The sequence below is a fragment of the Amycolatopsis sp. NPDC005232 genome, assembly GCF_040607795.1.
Taxonomy (GTDB): domain Bacteria; phylum Actinomycetota; class Actinomycetes; order Mycobacteriales; family Pseudonocardiaceae; genus Amycolatopsis.
In genome coordinates, this window is record NZ_JBEXHL010000006.1 from 238,592 (window position 1) to 260,356 (window position 21,765).

Genomic DNA, 21,765 nt, shown 5'->3' on the forward strand with positions numbered 1-21,765 from the left:
CGCCCACCGCCCGAACACGAGCTCATCCGGCACGGGCGAGGACGCCCACCTGCGCACGCGCGACCGTGGCGGCGAGGGGCGCTCGAAGGGCCAGACGGGAGGCTCAGGTGTCGCAGTCCAGCTACGTGTTCCGCGTCTCCGGCCGCCTGTCCGACCGCGCCGCCCACGCCGTCGTCGACTTCGGCGAGCTGGAAGTCGCCGCCGCCCCACCGGAAACGATCATCTACTGCCACGTCACCGACGAGGAACGCCTGCACCGCTTGCTGAGCCTGTTCCGCGTCCTGGGCCTCGACGTGGTTTCCATGCACCAAGTCCCGTGATTTTCCCGGGGGCACGGCTTTTTCACGCGAGACGGCGTTCGGGTGAGCTTCGCGTTCCCGGCTGACAGCCCGTGGTGGAGTGGCGACATACCGGTTCACTCCTCGCGAAGGGAAATTCGCCAGATCAGGCAGGAAATCGCGGTAGGCCTGTCGCCGGCCCCGCTCGGGCAAGCCGCCGAAGCCCAGTGCGTCACGGACGGTAACGAGGTTTGCGCGGTCACCATCGCGGGTGGCGGCAGCTGACCTGTCTGCTTCAGCTCGGCTGCGCACTCAGCGCGGTCGAGGCGACGGCCTCCTCGGCAGCTCGTCCACGAGAATCGCGTCCACTCGCCCTGAAGCCCTCCTCGGGTTCCGCGCCACCAGCCGCACCAGAACCCCCCGCGGCAACGACCAGCACACCGAGACTGATCACTCCAGCGTGCTCGACCAGAGCGTCCCGGTAGTGCCGCCCCAGAAACCCGACGGCGCTCTCGACGGCCAACGCGTCCACCAGGGCCAGCCGAACCATCCACGGCCTCGGCGGACGGCGGCGGCACCCATTGCTCAACCCTCCAGGGCGAGGTCGTGGCGGCGACGTCCCCGCAACCTGGCCGACGCGTCCCACTCCATGGCACAACCACAACCTGTTCGGCGTACTCCGCCGGCTCACCCGGGGCCCTGTGATATTTTGGAGCGAACTGGGGCTCATGTGCTAATGCAAACTGGGTGTCAGCGAGGGGCCGGTAGCTCAGTTGGTTAGAGCAGGGGACTCATAATCCCTTGGCCGTCGGTTCGAGCCCGACCCGGCCCACTTTTCCATCTCGCATTGCGGCTATGACCTGCGAAGATGCCCTCAATAGTTGATCTTGAATGCTCTGTTGGCGACTGGTCAACAACTAGCACAGCGCTTGGAACCCAAGGGATTATCCGGGTACGACTGATCACATGACCGTCGCTGAGGCACCGGAGGAGGTGCTGGACCCCGAGGACATCAGAGCGCTCGTCGGGGACTGGAGAACGCATCTGAGGGCCAAGAACCGGGCCGACTCGACGATCGATGCGTACCTCGACAGCGTTGCGATGCTGGTGAATTTCCTCGACGACGAGAGCATGTCGATGCTGGCCCTGGAGGTTGGCTGTCGGGAACTAAAACGTTATTTCGAGCACCTCCGGGAACGCCCTCATTTGTGTGCCGGTGAGTTTACCTCTTCCTGCGGAACTTTATTTGGCCGCGGCGCGCTTCTCAGTCATATACTGTGAAATTTGATTTTCATCATCAATCTTCTGATTGGTATGGTCAAGCGCAATATTTGCAATGCGGATTTACCATCTGACGGCCGTCATAGGTTTTCAGTTCTTCTGTGCAGCCGGAGGCGCTGAACCTAGGATCGGCAATAGATCAGCGGTCCACTGTGGCGCCGGAACTGACTAGTGTGCGAAACGCAGTCGACGTCATTACGTCAGCGGTTGAGAAGGCGAGTACGGATAGTGTCAGGCGATGTACGTCATCGGCGGAGAAGCCGCCCTGGCCGAGGTCGGGGTAGTCGAATGTTCCGGTGAGGTCTGACAAAAATGCAACTTTGTAACTTCGGAATAGCGCATCTCTGGCTGTCGCATGGCAGCAGTTCTCTGTGGTAGCTCCCGCTATGGCGACGGTGTCGATTTTCCACTCTCGGAGAATAAGGTCAAGGTCGGTCGCGTAGAAGCCGCTGTAGCGGTGTTTCTCGATCACATGCTCACCATCGTGGGGCTCCAGGCGGGAAATAATCTGTGCCCCCGTGCTGCCGGCGATCAAGGCGTTTCGGTTGGCGATCGGTGGAAAAAGGTCGTCATACAGCCCCATGTCAGATCCATCGCTGCGATGTACATGGGCTGTGTAGATGACCTTGACTCCTTTTGTGCGGCAGAAGTCCAGCATCTCAACAAGCCTGTCAACCATCGCGAGTGCCTGCTTGGACTGCAGGTGTGACCCATCGGCGACGAAGTCATTCTGCATGTCGACGACGATCATCGCAGTGCGAGCAGGATCGATGTGTTCGACCTTGTATGGCATAAACTACTCCTCGGTGGGCGGCAGCGCTGACGTGCGCCGATCTGTACCACTTTTGAGCTGACAGGCTAGAACTCACCCCGCCTGCAGTGCCAATACCGGTTGCTGCCTGCCTGATGCGCCGATCCGGTATTGCGCTACCGTCGTGCAGAACGAGCATCGATACAGATTTGGCGAACCGCGCCCGACGACTGGTGGGACTCCAGCCTGAGGCAGCAGTTTTCCGCTCGACACGTCGTGAGTGACAACTGTGAGCTACAGCTCGGCGAACTGACCATGCCGGCCAGGCGATGTACCTCGCCGCGCACGCGTGCTATGAGGCGGGCGCGATCATCGCTCGACGCCACTTGTGGCGGTGATAGTGCGTCCCCCGTGTCGACGTTCCCGGGCGGGGAGTGTCCGTATTAGTCGTTTTGGCCGAAGACCTCGGGGTCGTGCAGATGCGAACCATCACTCGCAGGCACGCGCCAGCAGATGCGGCAGCGCCGAGCCGGGCGCGATCAGATGCTGTCCTCGAGCTGGTGAGGGCGCGCGCGGTGTTACCTGTCAGCCCGTAACGAGCGTAGACCGAGTTCAAGCTGGTGCCGAGTTGTGGTAGGTGTCCGGTTGTCGAAGACGCGATGGTCTTCGACAACCGGCGCGCGCGGGAAGGGGCTGAGGCGTCGATTCCATGTTTTCTGCTCGCGCCACGGTGGCTCGTCGGGGATGTCCTCAGACTGCGTTCGCTCACCGACGTGACGGGACAAGTCACCCTTCCCGGGTCGATTTCTGTCCGACGGGTTCAGAAACCGGGGAACAGCTCCTGCAGATCAGCGAGCGTGACCTGACCGCGCACCGTCACGTCATCTTGGGCGCGATACCGGCCGTAGACGAGCCGGAGGAGGGCATCGGCGGGACCCGAGATTGTGCCGTCCGGCAGGGCGGGTGCACTCTCGGAGAGGTGCAGCTCGGTGCCGACGCTAAGTCCGTGTGTGCGGCCCCGGTCCGTCAGTTCGACGGTGAGCTCCTTGGGCGCCAGCCGTGCCAGTGTGTCGGCGTTGCGGAACCGCGTGACGACGAGGTCCAACCGTTGCCACAGCAGGTCGGTCTCGCCCCTGGGCAGACCGGCCGACGGGTCGAGAGCGACCTCGATGTCCCAGGCATGGAGGACGTGCTCGGACAGCCGGTAACCGGCGTATTCGGCGACGCTGAGCAAGCCCGCGAAATAGGGCACTCGCGTCGAGTCCAGCTGCTGCGCATCCAGCGACAGCAGCAGGTCACGGTGGCGCCGGTCGGCTTCGAGCCACGCCTCGCGCTGCGTGGTGGATGGCATCGCGTTCCAGCGCTGCCAGACCGGCTGCACGTCTTCGGCGCTCGGCCCGTTGGTGTCTCCGCCGATTCCGCGCTGGACCAGCTTGGTGCAGATCTCCGCCGCGCTTCCCAGGTGGGACAGCACCTGGGAGATGCTCCAGCCACCGGCGAACGACGGCCGGTCGAGGGTGTCCGTGGGAAGGTCGATCACCGTCTTGCGCAACCGCTCCGAGCTTGTGTCCAGCGCGGCGATCCAGGCTTGAGTGGAAGTCATGCCACCAGATAAGCCCCTCGGAGCCAGGAATCGTCCTCATCGGCCATTTGAGTCGATGAGAGCGCCCATAAGCGAAAGCGGGAGCCCGGAAACCTGCTCTGGCGTGCATGGGAGCAACCAGGTGAGGTCAGCGTTGCCGACGTAGTCTAAAGTGCCTCCAGCGCGGCTACGAGATGCCCGAGGTCGCGCCGGTGTGACGACGCTGGCCAGACTGCCCATGTTCGGCGCACGATCGGCGCGCCGACCAGCGGGCACCAGCGGACTTGCTCGGGCACAGGGTGGTTCCAGTTCGTCGGCGCAAGTGCGAAAGCGCCACCTGCGCTCACCGCGGCGAACTTGAGTTCGGCGATCAGCACCGGGCTCGTGACCGGTTCTGCATCGATTTCGAGACCGTGCGAGCGCAAGATCGCGACGATCTCGTCGTACCAGGCCGGGCTGCCCTCGCGCGGGAAGCCGATCCAGGTGAGCCCCGTCAGGGACTCGAGTCGTACGCCGCCGGGTCCGGTGAGCTTGGCGGCGTCTGATTGTGACAGCAGGACGCCCAGCTTCTCCTCCAACACTGGCATCGCGTCGAGTTCCAGGCCGGCAGGGTGCTCGCGGAGCAACCCGAGGTCCAGCTCGCCCGCCCGCAGCAAGTCGAGCTGGCCGGTCGTTGTCGCATGCACGACCTGCACTCGGGTGCCAGGAAATGCGCCGCCTAGGTCGGCGAGCCCTCGCGACAGCAGATCCGATGGCAGCTCCAGTGGTATGCCGATCCGGAGCAGGCTGCTGCCGGAAACCTCACGGGCGAGGGCTGCCATCGCTTGATCATGCTGCGCGAGCACGGTACGGGCCTCGGTCAGCAGCGTCCGGCCCGCCTCAGTGGGCTTCACGCCCGAGTTGCTACGGACGAGCAGCTGCACACCGAATTGGCGCTCCAGTGTCTGGACGGTCTGTGAGACCGCAGGCTGGCTCAAATGCAGTCGCCGGGCGGCCGCGGAGAGGCCGCCCTCTTCGACGACCGCTACGAACGCGCGCATCTCCCTGATTTCCACGTTCCTCTTCGCACTGCCAAGGGCCAAAACGCGCCCGACGATCAGGTTCAAGTCGTGTGGAAGTTCGTCTAGATCGCCAAGTCGTCACCGCACTCTATGCGTTGTCGCCGAGAGCCTACCCGCCGCACTGCGTGAATCATACCCAGGATCGCTGCTGCTGCGTGGTTTCACCACTGGTGTTGACTGGCTACGCAGAGATCTCCATGTACTCTTGACTCGCTCATGACGCTCAGCGTGCCCTGCGGAGCCGGGTGCCGAGGTTGGCCACGCCCGAGCCGTGAGCGAACGGGACGGGTGCAGTGGCGGGCCGGGTCCGGGGGTTTTCCTCCGGGCGGGAGCTGGTCGCCGCGGCCGGCGCGGACAGTGAGCGGGGGAGTGAAGGTCGCGTGCTGGACCGGCGTGAGGAACGCCAGATCCTGGACCGGCTGCTGGATGCGGTGCAAGCGGGCCGGAGCCGTGCGCTGGTGCTCCACGGTGAGGCGGGCGTCGGCAAGACTGTGCTGCTGGAGTACCTCGTCGAGCGTGCACTGGGCATGCGTGTGATTCGTGCGAACGGCGTGCCGTCAGAGATAGCGCTGGCTTTCGCGGCGTTGCACCAGGTGTGTGCGCCGCTGCTCGACTTGGTCGACGTTCTGAGTGGCCCGCAGCGGGACGCTCTGCGCACGGCGTTCGGGCTGCAGTCGGGCAGCCGTCCCGACCGGTTCCTGGTCGGCCTGGCGGTGCTCGGTCTCTTGGCCGAGGCCGCAGCTGACCGGCCGTTGGTGTGTGTCGTCGACGACTCGCAGTGGCTCGACGCCGCTTCGGCCCAGATCCTGGGGTTCGTGGCCCGCCGGCTGGGCACGGAGTCTGTCGGGCTGGTGTTCGCCGCGCGGGAGGCGGCCGGGGCAGGGGAGTTCGCCGGTCTCACGTCGGTCGTCGTCGAAGGCCTGCCGCACGCGGCCGCCCGGGAACTGCTCGACTCGGTCCTTCGGTTGCCGATGGACGATCGGGTTCGCGACCGGATCGTCGCCGAGACGCGCGGTAACCCGCTGGCCCTGCTGGAGCTGCCGAAGGGGCTGAGTCCCAAGGACCTGGCCGAGGGATTCACCCTTGCCGGGGCGACCACGATCCCGGGCCGGATCGAGCAGCGTTATCGGGAGCGGCTCACCGATCTGGCCGAGGACACGACCGATCTGCTGCTCATCGCGGCGGTCGAACCGCAGGGCGATCCGGTCTTGCTGTGGCGGGCAGCCGCTGTGCTGGGGATCGGTGCCGAGTCGGTGCAGCCGGCGGTCGAGGCCGGGCTGATCGAGGTCGGCGGTCACGTCCGGTTCCGTCATCCGTTGGTCCGCTCGGCGATCTATCAGGCGGCGAGCACGGCTCAACGGCGTCGTGCTCATTCGGCGCTTGCCCGCGCCCTCAGCCCCGACGACGACCCGGACGGCCGCGTTTGGCACGCTGCCCAGGCGGCCGTGGGCGCAGACAAGGCGGTGGCAGACGAACTCGAACTCCTCGCGTGCCGCACGCAGTCCCGGGGCGGGATGGCGTCGGCCGCGGCCATGCTGGAACGCTCAGCCGAGCTCACCGGGGACCCGGAGGTCCGCACGGAACGCGCGCTCAACGCGGCACTGGTCACGCATGTGGCGGGGGTGCCTGAGGACGCGCTGCGGCTCGTGGCGATCGCAGAAGCCGGTCCGCTCGACAAACGGGCCCGCGCGCGGGTGGACCTCCTGCGCGGGCAGATCTCGCTGACCGTGAATCGCGGCCGGGAAGCGCTGCAATTGTTGTTCGCCGCCGCGCGGCAGCTCGAGGGACTGGACGTGCAACTGGCGCGGGAGACCTACCTCGACGCTTTGCTCGCTGCGATGTTCGCCGGCGACCTGGCCACGACCGGCAGCCTGCGTGGGGTCGCCGAGGCGGTGCGTGCCGCGCCGCCGTCACCGCAACCGCCGGGTCTGGCCGACCTCCTGCTTGACGGCCTCGCGATCCGGTTCACCCAGGGCTACGTGGCGGCCCTGCCGGCCCTGCGGCGGGCGCTCGATGCGTCGCGCGGGCCGGTGGTCTCGCCCCAGCAGCAGCACTGCTTGTGGCTGGTGCACATCATGGCGGGCCACATGTGGGACGAACAGACGCTCGACACGCTCCGGCACGTGCAGCTGGCGTGGGAGGAAGGCGCGCTGAACACGTTGCCGCTGGCACTCACCTCCCAGATCGGCGCCCACGTGTACTCCGGCGACCTGACGCGAGCCGCGGCCCTGTGCGGTGAGCTGGCCGAGCTCACCGACGCTATGCGACTCCCGACCGCCCCGTACGGAGCACTGCAGCTGGCGGCGTGGCGAGGGCGCGAGGTCGAGGCCCTCGATCTGATCCGCACGACCGAGGCTGAAGCACTGCGGCGCGGAGAAGGATTCGGGCTCCTCGTCCTGGGGACCGCGCGGGCGGTGCTGTTCAACAGCCTGAGCCGCTACCCCGAAGCGCTGAGCGCGGCCGAGCAGGCACGGCGCCAGCCGGCCGTTATGGGGGTCGAGCCGTGGCTGCTTCTGGGGGAACTGATCGAGGCCAGCGTCCGGAGCGGCGCGAACAGGGACTCGGCGACCGACGCCTTCGACCGGCTCGCCGAGACGACCCAGGCGGCCGGCAGCGACTGGGGTCTGGGCATGGAGGCGTGCCCGCGCCTTGCTGAGCACGGACGAGCGAGCCGAAGCCGCGTACCGGGAAGCCGTGGAACGGTTGTCACGCACCCGGATGCGCGGCGAGGCCGCTCGCTCCCGCCTGCTCTACGGCGAATGGTTGCGCCGCGAGCGCCGCCGCACCGATGCGCGCGAGCAGCTGCGCACCGCCAACGAGATGTTCACCGATATGGGGATGGAAGCGTTCGCCGAACGCGCGGCCCGCGAGCTCCGCGCCGCCGGCGGCACGCTACGCCGCCACCCACCCGACCACGGCAGCGGCCTGACCGCACACGAGACCCAGATCGTCCGCCTGGCCGGAGAAGGTCTGTCGAACTCCCAGATCGGTGCCCGCCTGTTCATCAGCCCACGCACCGTCGAATGGCATCTGGGCCGGATCTACGAAAAACTCAACGTCACCTCCCGACGGCAGCTTCGCTTCTGAACCGGCCAGATATCGGCGATGGGAGGCCAGACACGTTCGCCCTACTCAAGACGGCCACTACGCTCCGTCGAGAGGTGCCGGCGCAAGCGTTGATAGCATGCACGGCCGAGAGCGGTCGGCGACGTAGGGAGTGGTTCGTGAGTGGCATTGGCCATCGGCGCTCGCATGCGCGGCGAGAGTCCGGCCCGGGCTATCACGAGCGGCGCCTGCGCTTGCTGTCGGGGGCGGCCGAGGTGTTCAAAGAGAAGGGCTTCCAGGCCGCGAGCGTCAACGACATTGCCGCGCGCTTCGGTGGCGACCGCGCCAGTGTCTACTACTATTATGGCAGCAAACACGAGATTTTCATCGACCTCATCCAGTCGGCGGTGACCGAGGTCGTCGAGGCGGCCGAAGAAGTCGCCGGCTCCGGCGAGTCGGCGGCAGCGCGGCTGGAACGGCTCCTGGCGACCACGATGGACTTGTACGAACAGCACTACCCGTACATGTACGTGTATATCCAGGAGGATATGCGCAAGGTTCCCGGGGACGGTACGCCGGCCGGCAAAGAGCTGAAGCGCCTCAGCGACCGGTTCGAGAGCGCACTGCACCGGATCGTGGACGACGGATTCACCGAGGGTGCGTTCCGCGAGGGCCTGGACCCCGCGATGCTGATCTTCGCGCTCGCCGGAGCGGTGAACTGGACCCACCGGTGGTTCTCGCCCGGTGGCCGGCTGACCGGCCACGAAGTGGGTGCGGCAATGGCCGAGATCTTCCTATCCGGAGTGCGAGCCGGGCCCCGTACCCGCCGGCCGGCCAAGGCGGCGCCCGGGGGCCAGGCGAACGCGGCCACGGGTAAGAAGGGCAAGCCGCGCAAGACGGGTTCGTAGCGTGCGCTTCCTGGCCGGCCAAGGCGCATCGCGTCAGTCCCGGAGATAGTCGGACAACTTCACCTCGTCCGTGTGTGCCGGCCAGGCCCGGTCGAACAGCGCCCGAGCCGCGGCTCGGTACGGCACGGGTTTAGTGGCGTCGATGGCCCATTTTCCGACGGTGGAAGGAAATCGGGTCTCGGCGGCGTCCGCACCGGCATCGAGGACTGGTGTAGCGGTGGGGTCGAACGGGGTGGCACGGGCGCCCGGAATGATCAGGACGTCTCGTGCCGGGTCGACGCGGCTGGCGATGGCGTAGTGGACGTCCGCTTCGTTGTAGATGTCGATGTCGGGGTCGACGGCCACGACCATCTTCATATTGAGCCAGGGTGCGCCGAGGGCGCACAGAAGCGCATCGGTGACTTGACCATCCATTGTGGGCTCCACCTGGAGCAAGCAGCTGAAGTGCCCGCCCGCCGGTGGGAAGTGGACGTCGCGGACGCCGATGCCCATAGCTCGCAGTCGTTCGAACAGGATGGCTTCGTGGAACAATCGTGGCATTTCCTGGTGATCGGTCTGCGGTGTCATGAGGTGGTTGCGGTAGACGGGATCGCGCCGCATCGTGATGGCGGTGACCTCGAAAACCGGCTGCTGCGACGCGTGGGGTGTGTAGAGCATGTTGGGCCCGGGGGAGGGGCCGTCGGTTGCCCTCCGGTGCGGGTCGACCCAGCCTTCGATCACCACCGACGCATCGGCGGGCACGGCCAGCGGCACGGTGACACAAGATGCGAGGTCGCCGCGGTGACCGGTGATGGACTCGAACAGTTCGAGCTCGCACCAGTCGTCGTGTGGTGCCGAGTAGCAGCCGGCGAGTTCCCAGCCGGGATGTGCCCCGATGACCACGGCCTGGGGCATCTTGGTGCCCAGCGCGCGGTGCCGAGCGAGGAACCGGTTGGCGGTGCTGGTGACGAACGAGGTCACCATCTCAGCGCGGCCGAGTACACCGCAGCGGGGAAACATCTGATTGCCCTGGCCGCTGTCGGGGTTGCGGTGTACTGCGAAGCTCGTCGTGTACGGATAGGGGTCGCGGGCGGTGTGGGTGACGATCGGCAGCAGGGACAGATCGATGTCGTCTCCGGTGAGCACGGTCTCCTGGCATGCTGCCTCGCCGGGTGGCAGGTGGTGCAGCGGCCGTGGACCCCGGCGCAGAACTTGTACCAGTGCACGCACGACCGATGTGGGGTCGCCGGGATCGCTTCCGAGCACACGGGCTTGCGCCTCGCGCGTCACGAACAACTGGTCGGCGAGGCGCCAGCCGGGGTGTTCGGCGAGGTTGTCAAAGAGGATCGGCGTACGGGCCTGCGCCGTCAGGGCGCCGACCAGGTCCAGCGGAACGCAGCCCCGGACCCGGGTGACGATCTCGTCGTTCTCGGCGAGGAATTCGGACAGGCTCGGCACGGCGGTCAGCTCCGTTCGGTCGGCGGCGCCACCTGGGTCACCCAGTGCGCGAAGTTCGCGACGGCATCCTTTAGCAGAGCGGCCATCGCGGAATGCATGGTGTTGTACATCTTCCAGAAGCCCGTGACGAGCACGATCTCCATGACCTGTGCGGGCGTGAAATGCTCGGACACAAGGGTCCGGGCTTCATCGGCGACACTGGTCGGGTCGAGACTCGCCTGATGCACGAAGCCGAACGCGGCAGCTTCTCGTTCGTCCTGCGGTGCTTCGAGCCGCAGGACATTCGTGAGGTCGTCCTCGTCGTAACTCCAGCAAAGTTGCAGTGTGCACGCGTGGTGTGCTGTGCAGTACCGGCATTCGTTGTACCGACTGGCGATCAGGGCCAGCCGGTATTTGAAATGCTCACTCAGCCCGATCCGTTCGTCTCGCGTGATGGAGTTGTTGAGCCGGAGCGCCGGATAGATCGGGTCCGAGATGGGGATAGGGAAGGAAAGCGGTGGAACCTCCCTTACTGGCGACGGGACGGATGGGCCCCGGCGAATCGAAACGCGATTCAGTAATCATGAGGGCACCTCGCAGGGATGTGGGGCGCGCTGTACTGAGCGGTGCTGCCGGGAACCGGAACGCTGTCGATTGTCACCTGCCGTCCGGGGCCGGGCGGCAGAGCTGCTAGGCTTGAATTTAGCTTGGCCACTTAGCTAAGTCAACAAGGTAGATCGAGGAAGGGGACATCGATGCGCGACGGTCCGGCGGGCTATACGCCGCCTCCTTCGGTTGGCCGCAGCGACCTCCTGAATGCAGGCGGAGACAACGACTTCCGTCAGATGATCTCCGACATCTCGGCGCTCGCGGCCAACCTGACGACGATCCGTACGCACCTGGCCGCGTTGCTGGACCTCACGCCGCCCCAATACCACGTCCTGATGACCGTTGCGCAGCACCAGGGCGCCGACGGCATCAGCATCGGCGCCCTGGCGCGCTACCTGCACCTCAGCGGCGCGTTCGTCACGACCGAAGCCGGGGCGCTGGTCCGCCGGGGCCTGCTGGTCAAGCAAGCCAATCCGAATGATCGTCGCAGCGTCCTGCTCCGCCTGACGAGGAAGGGGGAGCAGGACGTCGAGCGGATTTCACCCCATCTCGTCGAGATCAACGATCGCGTCTTCGAGCCACTCGGACGGCGCGGCTTCCGGGACTTGTGCCAAAACGTGCAACAGCTCGTCGCGACTTCGGAAGCCGCGTGTAGCCGGCTGTCGGACACGCCGGTGGCCGATCTCGGCTCTCCTGGGACCTGAGCGTTCGGCGGGTCAGAATCCGGGCGCCACCACCTGGCAGTCTTCGCTGTCGAGAATGCCGGCACGGCGGGCGAAGGCGATCAATGAGCGTTCCGTGGCACGGTCGATCTCCGGTTCGTAAAAAGGCGCGTCGCGGCGGATCAGTTCGGCGATCATTGTCGCCTCCAGTTCGGGAAAGAGTCGATTGCCCACGACCGTGGCCTGTTCGGGATCTTCACGCAGCCGTTGCTGGGTCCGGCGGATCGCCCGAGTCATCGCCGCGAGATTTTCGGGTTGCCGCTTGATGGATTCTTCGGTCACCGCGACCCCCGGAAAGGTGTAGCCGGCCAGACCTGTGGGACGGCCGTCGCGGCGGGCGTCGACGACGATGGTGCCGACACCTTCGCGGACCGCCACGGCCGTCCCCATTCCGTTCGCCCAGAACCCGTCGATTTTCCCGTCGGCCAGGGCCTTGGCTGCGACCACGCCGAATGAGGTCCCCGGTCCGTCGGTGCCCGGCACGGCGACGACCTCGATGTTCTCCGTCTCCGTGTCGACGTCGGCCTCCGCGAGCATCGCCCGGAACGCGAGATCAGGACCCAAGGCTGCGCCGATGCGTACATTGTGCAGGGCCGCGAGGTCGCCACGGGCGATCCCTAGATCAGTGCGCATCACCAGGAACCAGTAGGTGTTCCGCGACAGCGCCATGACGAGTTTTGCGCCTCGCCAGCCGGGAAACGCGTGCAGGGCGGAGTGGGCGGGCCCGGCGAGTAGGTCGATCTTGCCGTCGCGCAGCGCTTCGGCGGCATCGCTGGGCGGGTACATGAGGTCGAGCCGGGCATGGATTCCTTCCTCTCGTGCGAATCCCAGCTCGACCGCGGCAATCGCCGGAAAGTACGAGGGTGAGACGAGGTCTGGCACGGCGACGACCACAGGTCGCCCGCTGGTGTTGATCATTGGCCTGATGCCTCCTTGGAGTGTGCTGTTCGGTCACCGGCCGCGAATGGGCTCCCCGGCGGCGTCTCGACGTCTCGGCTCGGACGGCCGGAGTGGATCGAACGGCGCCAAATCGGGATAAGTTTCGAGAGCCGCATCGGGCAGCTCCGGTTGACGAGTAAGCGATTCCGGCGTGGATCGCCGCTGCCGCCGGCGCGAGCGGCGGATCCGGCGACGGAGAGCGCCGTCCCGTCCACGCCGACCGAGCATGGCATCAAAGTTTTCTAAACTCAAGTACTTCAGTACCGTACTTTTCATAGCCAGTCGGCCGGCAAGGGTCATCACCTGGCGCTGCGATCACGCAGTCGATCAACTGGTGTGACTGCTTTGATCTGCCGATGGTGAGGAATGGGGTTCGTGGCGTTGACACTCGGCGACGAGCGTGCCTACCATCTTCCACGCTTCGCATTATGTATCAAAAGTCAGTAATTTTAGTACGTCATTCCTGACGGCGTCGCGTTCGCGACGGTCCTGTCCTTCTGGGTGCCCGAGGAGTGCGCATGCCCGCACCAACGTTTGACTGGAGCCTGAGTCACACAACGATTCCTCGCCGGGTCATGGCGATTGTCGCCATCGCGTGTCTTGCGGTCGTCTTCGACGGCTACGACCTGCAGGCGCTGGCCTATTCGCTGCCGACGATCGTGAAGGAGTGGGGAATCGCGCCCGTCCAGGCTGGTCTGCTCGGTTCTTACGCTTTCGTCGGACTAGCGATCGGCGCGGTGGGTCTCGGCGCCATCGGTGACCGCTGGGGCCGCAAGCGCGCCTTGGTCGCTGGCATCCTGATCTTCGGCTTGTTCATGGGGACTGCCGGCTTCGCCCGCAGCTACCCGGAGTTGGCCGTGCTGCGTTTCGTGGCCAGCATCGGCATGGGCGGTGTGCTGCCCGGGAGCATCGCCATGCTCAGCGAGTACGTTGCCCCGCATAGACGGGCGCGCATGATCGCGGTGACGACGGGATGTTTCACCATCGGGTTCGCGGCGGCCGCCGTGGCGGCGTCCGCGATCGTCCCGCACCACGGCTGGCGTCCACTGTTCCATGTGTCGTATGTGGCCGTTGCCGTCGCGGCGGCGATGCTCGCGTGGGTGCCCGAATCCCCGGCGTACCTTGTCGGCCGGGGCCGGGGACAGCAGGCGCTGGCCGTGGTCGAGCGCCTCTACCCGACGATGATCGAGGCTCGCTCAGCCGATCCGGAGACCTTCTTCCCCCGCAAGCCCACCGGAGCCACGCGAGCGCCGTTCACCACGCTGTGGCGCCGCGAGTATCTCGCACGGACGGTGGCGATCACGTTCCTCTACCTGTTCGTCCAGTTCGTGATCTACGCGGTCGGGTTCTGGCTGGTCTCGCTGCTGGTCATGCACGGGTTTCCCTTGGTGAGCAGCTACTCATACGCCATCGACCAGGCTCTCGCGGCGACCGTCGGGGGTATTGTGCTGGGTTGGGTGCTGGACCGCTCCGACAAGTACGTGACACTGATGATCGCCTTCTGTCTCGGCAGCGCCTGCCTGATCCTGTTCTCGTTGTCGTCCTCGCTGGTCGTGCTCTACGTGCTCAGCACCCTGGTCGGGTTTCTCGTCCTGGGTGGGCAGAACACAGTGCACATCCTCGTGACCGATGCGTACCGGCCGGATGTCCGCGCGACCGCACTGGGCTGGGCACTGGGAATCGGCAGGCTGGGTGGTCTGCTCGGGCCTTTGGTCGGTGGCTACCTGCTCTCGCTTCGCCTTCCGTACCCGGTGTACTTCGTTGCCTTCGCAGTGCCCGCGGTTCTGGCCTCGATCGTGATCGCGGTGCTGCGCGTCCTTGATCGCCGACGGCTGGCAGCGGGGGCCGTCGCCACACCAGTCGATAGCACGCGAGATGTCCGCTAGACGCCGAAGTCTCAGGACGTCAGGATCGCTACCGGGACGACAGGGGTGCCGGCCCTGCCGACGAGGGGGAAGGGAATGAGGATGAACAAAGAGGTGGGCCTCGTCGGCGTCCGCGATTGGAACTGGAAATTTTGCTGTCCCAACGGGAATCGAGGACTTCAATGTCCATGTCGGACCGATCGCACCGGCCCGGGTGACCTGTTCATGCCGAACTGGCTCGCGGGCGGCATCAACATCCTGCAGCACCGGTTCGTTCCGCGGCGGGTACTGGATCTGCTCAGCGAACCCGGCGGATACATCTTCTGGGTGCCGACCAGGTTGAGCGATCTGATCAAAGCCGTCGACACCGGCGAAGCCACAGTGCGGTCGCTGCCCGGCCTCAGAGGTTTCTTCCTCCGGGGGCGCCGATCGACCCGGCCACCGCACCGCGGGCGAAGGAACTTCTTGACGGCAGGCTCTACCAGATGTTCGGGCAGACCGAATACGAGCCGGGTACGTGACTCACCCCGGAAGAGTGGGTTCAGCGATGTCGAGGGGGCCGCCCCCGCTCGTCTCGCCGGCCGGGGGCTGCCCTGCACGGAGGTCGAAGTCCGCCATCGCGACACCAAGCTGCTGCCGATCGGTGAGACCGGGCGAGATCGCGCTGCGTGGCGACGGGCAAATGATGTGCATGTGGGGGAACCGGACCTGACCGCGCAGCGGCTCGTCGACGGCTGGCTGCTCACGGGGGGCTTGGGCACTTCGACCGCAACGGGTTCCTGTGCATCGCCGATCGCAGGGACGACCGGCTGGCCCTGATCGGTGTCGACCCGCCGGGCGTAGTCATCCAGGATGACGTCCTCGAACGTGCCGCGCAAAAGCCTCGGCTCGCACAACAAGCCACTGCCGCGCACGCCACCTTCGCTTGTGCACTAATCGAAAGTCGTTGGAGTGCTTTGCCGATGACATCTGCGGGGCGACGCACGGTGGTAGCCGAGCATGCCTGCGACGACGGCTACCTCCGTGACATTCTGCCGCTCACCTGGGAGTTCAGGTCCCTCGCCGGCCGAGCGAGATCGAAACCGTGCTTGCCGCAGCTCTGCCGGGGACGTGGCAGGGGAACTTCGAAACGATGCTCGTCCTGGGTGGGTTCGGCGTTCGTCCCGCCGCAGATGGCGACGACACGGGTGAAGGGCCCTCGCATGTGGACGTTGCTGACGGTGCTTCGCGGGTTCGAGGAACGCATTCTTGACCGCCGACCCGAGGGAACCGAGTTCTCCTATCAGTTCGCCGGCGACAACTGGCTCGACACCCGGATGCGGCAAGTGGAGTTCGCCGACCGCGAGCCGGAAGTCCTCATTCTCGATGCCGAGCAGGCAGGGCTATCCCTCGATGCCTGGCGAGCCGGGTCGGCGTCAAGAAATTCATCGCCGATGCCAACGAGCGGGGACATCGACCTGGTCACCGAGTCGATCCCGTCCCCGCTCCCGGCTCGAAGTTGACATGGGTCAGGACGCCACCGGCTTCCATGTGAAGTACTTGCCCACCGGCAGTGGCTACTACAGCGACGTCGGCTGCTCGGAAATGCTCGTGTGCCACGAGATCGGCCTCGCCCACGCCCGAGCCATGGACCGGTTCGTGCCCGAGGGTGTGCGCTGCAAGGACGTCACTGTGATCCCGGTGGCTGTGGTCGTGCTGGGCACGGGTTTCGGGACGCCGGTGGCGACGATCCGCCGACTGGGTCGGCGCGCTTTGGGGGTTCCGACGATGACGGATTCATGAAGAGCGTGTAGCGGCCCCCAGACAGGAAGGTTAGTGCGTCACGGCGGTGCGCTCGCCGAGTGCCGGTTGCGGTCGGCTTACCTCGCCTTGCGGATCAAGGCCGATCTGGAGGGGCTGCGCCCGGCCTGGGAACCGGGCTGGGTCTGAGACCCCGGCTGCCAGCGCCCGCCCGCACGGCGTGGCAGCCCAGCCTCGTCGTGGACGCTTGAGCGCGGACAGCGGCAGCCGAGCATTGGTGGCGGGTTGACCTGCCCGGCGCAGACGCGGTGGGGTACCGGGTCAGGCTCCGGAGACCCGGCGTTCCTGACCGGCCCAATACGGTTCGCGGATGACCTTGCGCTGGAGCTTGCCAACCGGGCTACGGGGAAAGGGCTCGGTGCGGAATACGACCTGGCGGGGCTGTTTGTAGGCCCCGAGCCGCGCGCGACAGGCATCGACGATCTGCTGTTCGTCGATCGCCGGGCCATCTTCGCGGATGACTTCGGCGACGGGCGCCTCACCCCAGCGCTCGTGCGGTGCCCCGAAGACGACGACCTCCTGGACCCCGGGCAAGGCGGAGATGACCCGTTCCAGTTCGGCGGGCCAGATGTTGAACCCACCCGAGACAATCATGTCGTCCACCCGGTCGATCACGTACAGGTAACCATTCTCGTCGATCTTGCCGACATCGCCGGTGAGAACCCAGCCGTCCACCAGCCGGCGGGCAGTCTGGTCGGGGTCGGCCCACAAGCCGGTCATCTGACCCTCGCACCGGATCGCGATCTCGCCTTCCTGGCCTGGCGGTAGCGGTTCATTGTCGGCGGAGCGGATCTCACACTCGGCGAACGGCATTACCCGCCCCGCCGACACCAGCGGAGCCGATCCCGGAAGATCGCGGAACCACTCGTCCGGTCCCATGAACGACACCGGCACCGCTTCGGTCTGGCCGTACATCTGGTACAGCGTGTCGCCGAAGACCGTATGCGCCGCCGTGGCGGTCTTGGCGCTGATCGGTGCGGCTGAGACCATCACGACCTTGAGCCTCGGGAAGTCCTGGCGGGTGCCGCCGACCCGGCTGATCAGGTCGGCCAGCATTGTTGGTACGGCGAAGAAGTAGCCGGCTCCTTCGCGCAGCAGCTGAAGCACGCGTTCGGGATCGAACGACGGTTCCAGGATGTTGCACCCGCCGGCGAGCCAGATGGGCAGGAACAGGTAGCCGGATCCGTGCGAGATCGGGGCGACGTGCAGCATCGAGTCCCCGATGGACACCGGGGGCAGCTGATAGAACCAATCGCGCGTCGCGCTCATCCAGGCACGGTGGGTATAGGAGACGCCTTTGGACTGTCCGCTCGTGCCGGCCGAGTGGCGAACGATGAACAGATCGTCGAGACCGATTTCCGGGTCGGGGTCGTCCGCCGGGAACGACGCCAGCCACGTTTCGTAGTTCTCGTCGCGGACCACGATCCGCAGTCCCTCGATCTTCTGGTCGAACCCGGCGAGCTCGTGCGCGTGGGCTCCGGAAACGACCGCAATCCGGCAGTCGGTGTGGCGCAGCATGTATTCGTGGGCGTCCGTCGAGTTGCGCCGGTACAGCGGGACGCGGACCAGGTTCGCGATGGCGGTGGCGAGGTAGAAATCGGCCGCTTCGATGGAGTTGTCTTCCAACACGGCGACCCGGTCGCCGGGCCGGGCGCCCAGCGATCTGAGTGCATTGGCCAGTCGGAGCCCGCGGTCCCAGGCTTCGGCATAGGTCAGTTGCCTGCCTTCGCTCTGCACGGCGATCTGGCCGGCGTGGAAGCGGGCCGAGCGGCGCATGGCGGTTCGGACGTCGAGCACTGTGACCTCCATTGGTCTGCGCAAACGACGGGATGATTGAGGTAGTGAGACGGTAGAAGCCGACGGTGGGGTAGTCAACACGTCTGTGGAAAGTTGACCTAAGTGAGTCAACGTATGTGTTGACAACGATGGGATGGGAGCGTGACGATGGTCCGATGACGAGCATCGCCACGGGGGAAGCGGCCGCACCTGATCTCGACGACCTGTTGAGTGAGGAGGCGATCAACGACCCGGACACCTACTTCCGCCGGTTGCGAGAGGACGCACCGGTCCGGTGGAACGAACGGTGGCACGGGTGGGTCGTGACGGGCTACGCCGATGTCGTGGCCGGTTTCCGAGACCATCGTCGGCTCTCGTCGGACAGGTTCCGTGGTCCGTTCGCGCGTGATATCGGTCAGTCGACCACGCGGTATGAGGAACTCGTCGAGTTCATGAGGAAGTGGATGTTCTCGACGGACCGGCCCACTCACACCCGGTTGCGCTCGCTGGTCAACACGGCGTTCACGCCACGCAGCGTGGAGCAGCTGCGGCCGCGGATCCGGGAATTGGTCCGCTCGCTCGGCGAGCCCCTGCGCGGCGGGCACGTGGTGGACTTCATGACCGAGTTCGCCTTCACTCTGCCGATCGTTGTGATCAGCGAATACCTTGGGCTGCCGCCGGAGTCGCGCCACGAGGTGCGCCGGTTGTCGGAGGACCTGGGCGCGCTGATCTTCGTGCAGGGCAACACTGCTGACCGCTTCGCGAACGGCGAGCGTGCGATGAACGGCCTGGTCGAACTGATCCGGCCGGTCGTGCGGGCACGAGCCCGGGAACCGCGCGATGACTTGATCTCCGGGATGGTCCACAGTGACGTGGATGGCGAGTCCTTCACCGAGGAGGAGGTGATCTCCAACGCGGCGCTGATGGTCTTCGCGGGGCACGAGACGACGATGAACCTCCTCGCCAACGGTATTCTCGCGTTCGATCGCTCGCCGGAGCAATGGCGGCTGTTGCAGGCCGACCCGGCGCTTGCGCGTACGGCGACTGAGGAAGTACTGCGCCTCGCTGGGCCGATCAAGGCCCTCGCGCGTTGGGTGCGCGAACCGTTCGAGCTGGGCGGCCGGCAGCTGAAGAAGGGCGACCGGGTGCTGCTCGTCCAGCATGCGGCCAACCACGACCCCGCGGCATTTGCAGATCCCGAGCGGTTCGACATCAGGCGGTGGCCCAACAAACACGTCGCTTTCGGCTCGGGCATCCACACCTGCCTCGGTGCGCCACTGTCTCGGTTGGAGGCACAGGAGGCATTCACCTACCTCGCTGCGGAATTCCGTTCGATCGAGGTCGTGAGCTCCGACCCGCGGTACGTCCCGACTGTGGTGTCGCACGGGCTGCGCGAACTTTCCGTCAGGTTCCACGCGCGATGACCGGAGGAAAAGTGCGTGCCGTGGTCGACCACGATCTGTGCGCGGGTGTGGCCCAGTGCGTGCAGAGTGCTCCGGATGCCTTCCGGCTCGACGACGACCTGCTTTCGGTTTTCGTGCCGTCGGGACCGTGGACGGCCCGCGACCTCGAAGCGGCGCGGGACAACTGCCCGATGTCGGCTATCCGTATTGAGAACGCGGATGGCACCTGAGTGAACGTCGGCGTCTCTGTCGGTAACGGTTTTGTCCTATCCCCTTCGCGCACAACGAGGTGACCTGTGAAGACGGCAATATTGGTGCACGGTGGTTTCCACGGTGGCTGGTGCTGGCGGAAAGTCGCGGATCTGCTCACGATCGAGGGCTGGCGGGTGCACGCGCCGAGCCTGACCGGCATGGGCGACCGGGCCCACCTGCTTTCGCCTGAGGTCACGTTGGAGACCCACGTCCGCGACATCGTCGGTCTGATCGAAGAGGAAGAGCTCCAGGACGTGGTCCTCTGCGGACACAGCGCGGCCGGAATCGTGGTGTCGGTGGTAGCTGATCGAGTACCGGACCGCATTGGTCACCTCATCGGCCTGGATGCCACCATCCCGAACGACGGTGAATCGCTCATGACCGTACTGGGCGACGGGCAGGGCGTGCCGGATATCTACCGCAGGCAGGCCGCCGAATCCGGTGAAGGTTTCCGGATTCCCCCGTCTCTGTTCTCGGCGGCTGATTTCGGCGTGACCGATCCCGATGACGCGGCGTGGGTGAACCGCCGGATGTGTGATCATCCACTGCGGGCGTTCGAGGACCGGGCCCGGCTCACCGGTGGCCTCGACCGGGTCGCGCGCAAGACGTTCGTGCGCTGCGACAAGTTCCCGGTGGATTACGGCCCCCGGATGGTGGAGACGCTGCCGGCGCTCGGCTGGCAGATCGAGCGATGGGACGAGGTCCACGACGCGATGGTGACCGCCCCCGAGCGGGTTCGTGACGTGCTCGTCAGCTGACCGGGCGAGTCCCAGGAACTCGTCGCCTCGCTGGGCTTCGAACGATGAGACCGGCGTTGCCGCTGGGCCGGCGATCGTCACTCGGTCGCCGGCCCAGCGCTGGAGCACACCGCCGGGATCGAAACGGTCGCGAAGTTGAAGCACACGGTCGCCGGTTCGGCCGGGAAAGGTTTCGCGAGACCTGTCTGTGTGCAGCCGGGCTCTCGAAACTGCGGCAGCAACGTCAGCACACGGAACCAGTGACTTCGTGAGGACGTCGAGCTCCGCGCGGGCGGTCCGCGGGAACTGCGTGACGATCACGAGAACCTCCTGGTGCCCATGGGCACAAGTGTGTCTCCTGCGCGGCGCGCCACCCGCCCCCAGTCCTCGGTCCTCGACGAGGAGGAGTGTTCGGGTTCCAGTCCGCGATCGAGATCATCGGCTGACGGTGGAGCGGGGCAATCCTCCTCGCGTTCGCACAGGGTAGTGACCGCTCCGGGCGATTCTCCGAGCGGTCGACGGTCTGTCCTACCGGTTGCTGTCCCAGCGGCTCAAGGAACTCGACGCCGAATGCCGTATCAGCCGGACCGTCGTGCCGGGCACGCCGGTGCGAATCGGGTACGCGCCGGCCAGCGGGGCCGCGACCTCATCGTCGCGCTGCAACAGCTGGTGCGGTGGGGAATTGGTTCCGCGCAGCAAGCGCTGACCCGTCCGCCACTCCGGTTTCCGTTTCCGCTGTGGAGTTCCTCTCGTGGCTAGTGCGTCGACGGGTTAGCGCCTCGTATGTTCGGGCTGAGCCGGAACCGGTTTCGCCGAGCCGTTTGACCCGCGCCGGCAACTACCCAGCCCTGGTCGTCGCCGTCGTGGTGATCGTTTCGGCGGCGACCAGCTGCAGCCGACGACGTGCGGTGCTGTTCGCAGCTCGCATGAACGATCTCACCTCGATACTCTCGGTGCCTTCGAGGTGGCTCTCCGCCACGGTCATCGGTGTCACCCCAGCGGGCCACGGCGCCGTCGCCGACCACGGTCACGAGGTTGCCGAGGGTCACCCGGTCGACGATCGCGTCCAGCGGTAGTGCTGCTGGGCACGGAAGGTAGACGTCGTCCTGGCGCACGTCGTCGATCGAGATCTTCTGGCGGATGGTCAATGGGCGTGGCCGGCACACCCGGGCGTCGGTCAGCGACACGCGCCGGATCGTCCGGTCGAACAGCCGGACGCCGATGCGCCGCTCCGGGCGCCCGGGACAGCGGCGGAGCCGCGACGCCCAGCCGGTCCGCCGCTCGGGCGAAATGCAGCTTCTCGGCTACGACGACGTACCCGAGCTCCCGGGTTCACAGTC

The 21,765-nt window shown here is 66.2% G+C and carries 21 protein-coding genes, 1 tRNA gene and 2 pseudogenes; 15 read left to right on the plus strand and 9 right to left on the minus strand.

The genetic code is table 11. The annotated features are described in order from the left end of the window. Nucleotides 1-107 precede the first annotated feature (107 nt). The 3 genes from ABZU76_RS14490 (at nucleotide 108) to ABZU76_RS14500 (ending at nucleotide 1,559) form a co-directional block, all read left to right on the plus strand. On the plus strand, nucleotides 108-320 hold the full coding sequence (locus ABZU76_RS14490; protein WP_220242519.1) for a hypothetical protein: 213 nt from the start codon (nucleotides 108-110) through the stop codon (nucleotides 318-320). Nucleotides 321-1,036: 716 nt separating this feature from the next. Continuing rightward, nucleotides 1,037-1,110, plus strand: a tRNA-Ile gene (locus ABZU76_RS14495). 134 nt (nucleotides 1,111-1,244) lie between these two features. After that, nucleotides 1,245-1,559 carry a hypothetical protein gene (locus ABZU76_RS14500; RefSeq protein ID WP_354869001.1) on the plus strand — a complete coding sequence of 105 codons (315 nt, stop codon included), beginning with the start codon at nucleotides 1,245-1,247 and terminating at the stop codon, nucleotides 1,557-1,559. Between the two features lie 139 nt (nucleotides 1,560-1,698). On the opposite strand, the gene ABZU76_RS14505 is transcribed toward ABZU76_RS14500, so the two are convergent. The 3 genes from ABZU76_RS14505 to ABZU76_RS14515 all read right to left on the minus strand — a co-directional run bounded on the left by ABZU76_RS14505 (nucleotide 1,699) and on the right by ABZU76_RS14515 (nucleotide 4,998). Beyond that, nucleotides 1,699-2,352 carry an isochorismatase family cysteine hydrolase gene (locus ABZU76_RS14505; protein ID WP_354869003.1) on the minus strand — a complete coding sequence of 218 codons (654 nt, stop codon included), beginning with the start codon at nucleotides 2,350-2,352 and terminating at the stop codon, nucleotides 1,699-1,701. A 778-nt stretch (nucleotides 2,353-3,130) separates the two neighbouring features. Further along, complete coding sequence (locus ABZU76_RS14510) at nucleotides 3,131-3,913, minus strand: maleylpyruvate isomerase family mycothiol-dependent enzyme (protein ID WP_354869006.1); 783 nt, start codon at nucleotides 3,911-3,913, stop codon at nucleotides 3,131-3,133. Nucleotides 3,914-4,059: 146 nt separating this feature from the next. Then, nucleotides 4,060-4,998 carry a LysR family transcriptional regulator gene (locus tag ABZU76_RS14515; protein WP_354869008.1) on the minus strand — a complete coding sequence of 313 codons (939 nt, stop codon included), beginning with the start codon at nucleotides 4,996-4,998 and terminating at the stop codon, nucleotides 4,060-4,062. 386 nt (nucleotides 4,999-5,384) lie between these two features. Between ABZU76_RS14515 and ABZU76_RS14520 the strand changes: the two are divergent. The 3 genes and pseudogenes from ABZU76_RS14520 to ABZU76_RS14530 all read left to right on the plus strand — a co-directional run. After that, a pseudogene (locus ABZU76_RS14520) lies at nucleotides 5,385-5,738 on the plus strand (ATP-binding protein); the annotation flags it as partial. 2,053 nt (nucleotides 5,739-7,791) lie between these two features. After that, nucleotides 7,792-8,040 (plus strand): helix-turn-helix transcriptional regulator, encoded by a 249-nt coding sequence (locus ABZU76_RS14525; protein WP_354869305.1) that lies wholly within the window; start codon nucleotides 7,792-7,794, stop codon nucleotides 8,038-8,040. Next, a complete protein-coding gene (locus ABZU76_RS14530; protein WP_354869307.1) occupies nucleotides 7,977-8,906 on the plus strand; it encodes a TetR/AcrR family transcriptional regulator in 930 nt (309 codons plus the stop codon). Before ABZU76_RS14525 ends, ABZU76_RS14530 begins: the two co-directional genes overlap by 64 nt. A gap of 33 nt (nucleotides 8,907-8,939) precedes the next feature. Here ABZU76_RS14530 and ABZU76_RS14535 read toward each other — a convergent pair whose 3' ends face one another. Both ABZU76_RS14535 and ABZU76_RS14540 read right to left on the minus strand, forming a co-directional pair. Continuing rightward, nucleotides 8,940-10,343 carry a UbiD family decarboxylase gene (locus ABZU76_RS14535; RefSeq protein ID WP_354869011.1) on the minus strand — a complete coding sequence of 468 codons (1,404 nt, stop codon included), beginning with the start codon at nucleotides 10,341-10,343 and terminating at the stop codon, nucleotides 8,940-8,942. 5 nt (nucleotides 10,344-10,348) lie between these two features. After that, nucleotides 10,349-10,516, minus strand: coding sequence for a hypothetical protein (locus ABZU76_RS14540; RefSeq protein ID WP_354869014.1), 168 nt, complete (start codon nucleotides 10,514-10,516; stop codon nucleotides 10,349-10,351). A gap of 561 nt (nucleotides 10,517-11,077) precedes the next feature. Here ABZU76_RS14540 and ABZU76_RS14545 point away from each other — a divergent pair. Beyond that, the gene (locus ABZU76_RS14545; RefSeq protein WP_354869016.1) at nucleotides 11,078-11,635 is read left to right on the plus strand and encodes a MarR family transcriptional regulator; all 558 of its coding nucleotides are present in this window, start codon (nucleotides 11,078-11,080) and stop codon (nucleotides 11,633-11,635) included. A 12-nt stretch (nucleotides 11,636-11,647) separates the two neighbouring features. On the opposite strand, the gene ABZU76_RS14550 is transcribed toward ABZU76_RS14545, so the two are convergent. After that, the gene (locus tag ABZU76_RS14550; RefSeq protein ID WP_354869019.1) at nucleotides 11,648-12,571 is read right to left on the minus strand and encodes an ABC transporter substrate-binding protein; all 924 of its coding nucleotides are present in this window, start codon (nucleotides 12,569-12,571) and stop codon (nucleotides 11,648-11,650) included. Nucleotides 12,572-13,110: 539 nt separating this feature from the next. Here ABZU76_RS14550 and ABZU76_RS14555 point away from each other — a divergent pair. The 4 genes from ABZU76_RS14555 (at nucleotide 13,111) to ABZU76_RS14570 (ending at nucleotide 16,239) form a co-directional block, all read left to right on the plus strand. Next, a complete protein-coding gene (locus tag ABZU76_RS14555) occupies nucleotides 13,111-14,478 on the plus strand; it encodes an MFS transporter (protein WP_354869021.1) in 1,368 nt (455 codons plus the stop codon). Between the two features lie 81 nt (nucleotides 14,479-14,559). Further along, complete coding sequence (locus tag ABZU76_RS14560; protein ID WP_354869024.1) at nucleotides 14,560-15,276, plus strand: hypothetical protein; 717 nt, start codon at nucleotides 14,560-14,562, stop codon at nucleotides 15,274-15,276. 383 nt (nucleotides 15,277-15,659) lie between these two features. Next, the gene (locus ABZU76_RS14565; RefSeq protein ID WP_354869027.1) at nucleotides 15,660-15,959 is read left to right on the plus strand and encodes a hypothetical protein; all 300 of its coding nucleotides are present in this window, start codon (nucleotides 15,660-15,662) and stop codon (nucleotides 15,957-15,959) included. Nucleotide 15,960: 1 nt separating this feature from the next. Then, on the plus strand, nucleotides 15,961-16,239 hold the full coding sequence (locus ABZU76_RS14570) for a hypothetical protein (RefSeq protein WP_354869030.1): 279 nt from the start codon (nucleotides 15,961-15,963) through the stop codon (nucleotides 16,237-16,239). 279 nt (nucleotides 16,240-16,518) lie between these two features. Here ABZU76_RS14570 and ABZU76_RS14575 read toward each other — a convergent pair whose 3' ends face one another. Continuing rightward, entirely contained in the window at nucleotides 16,519-18,054 is a 1,536-nt protein-coding gene (locus ABZU76_RS14575) for an AMP-binding protein (protein WP_354869032.1), read from the minus strand. A gap of 302 nt (nucleotides 18,055-18,356) precedes the next feature. Here ABZU76_RS14575 and ABZU76_RS14580 point away from each other — a divergent pair, with 302 nt between their 5' ends. The 4 genes from ABZU76_RS14580 (at nucleotide 18,357) to ABZU76_RS14595 (ending at nucleotide 21,131) form a co-directional block, all read left to right on the plus strand. Continuing rightward, nucleotides 18,357-19,457, plus strand: coding sequence for a cytochrome P450 (locus tag ABZU76_RS14580; RefSeq protein ID WP_354869035.1), 1,101 nt, complete (start codon nucleotides 18,357-18,359; stop codon nucleotides 19,455-19,457). A gap of 20 nt (nucleotides 19,458-19,477) precedes the next feature. Further along, nucleotides 19,478-19,666: a ferredoxin gene (locus ABZU76_RS14585; protein WP_354869037.1), complete on the plus strand. Its 189-nt coding sequence runs from the start codon at nucleotides 19,478-19,480 to the stop codon at nucleotides 19,664-19,666. Between the two features lie 84 nt (nucleotides 19,667-19,750). Continuing rightward, a complete protein-coding gene (locus tag ABZU76_RS14590) occupies nucleotides 19,751-20,446 on the plus strand; it encodes an alpha/beta fold hydrolase (RefSeq protein ID WP_354869308.1) in 696 nt (231 codons plus the stop codon). Nucleotides 20,447-20,927: 481 nt separating this feature from the next. After that, nucleotides 20,928-21,131, plus strand: coding sequence for a winged helix-turn-helix transcriptional regulator (locus tag ABZU76_RS14595; RefSeq protein ID WP_354869310.1), 204 nt, complete (start codon nucleotides 20,928-20,930; stop codon nucleotides 21,129-21,131). Nucleotides 21,132-21,180: 49 nt separating this feature from the next. Here ABZU76_RS14595 and ABZU76_RS14600 read toward each other — a convergent pair whose 3' ends face one another. Together ABZU76_RS14600 and ABZU76_RS14605 are read right to left on the minus strand one after the other, a co-directional pair. Beyond that, complete coding sequence (locus ABZU76_RS14600) at nucleotides 21,181-21,612, minus strand: hypothetical protein (protein ID WP_354869040.1); 432 nt, start codon at nucleotides 21,610-21,612, stop codon at nucleotides 21,181-21,183. After that, nucleotides 21,595-21,721: pseudogene (locus ABZU76_RS14605) on the minus strand (LysR family transcriptional regulator); the annotation flags it as partial. The pseudogene ABZU76_RS14605 and the gene ABZU76_RS14600, both read right to left, overlap by 18 nt. Between the last annotated feature and the right edge of the window lie 44 nt (nucleotides 21,722-21,765).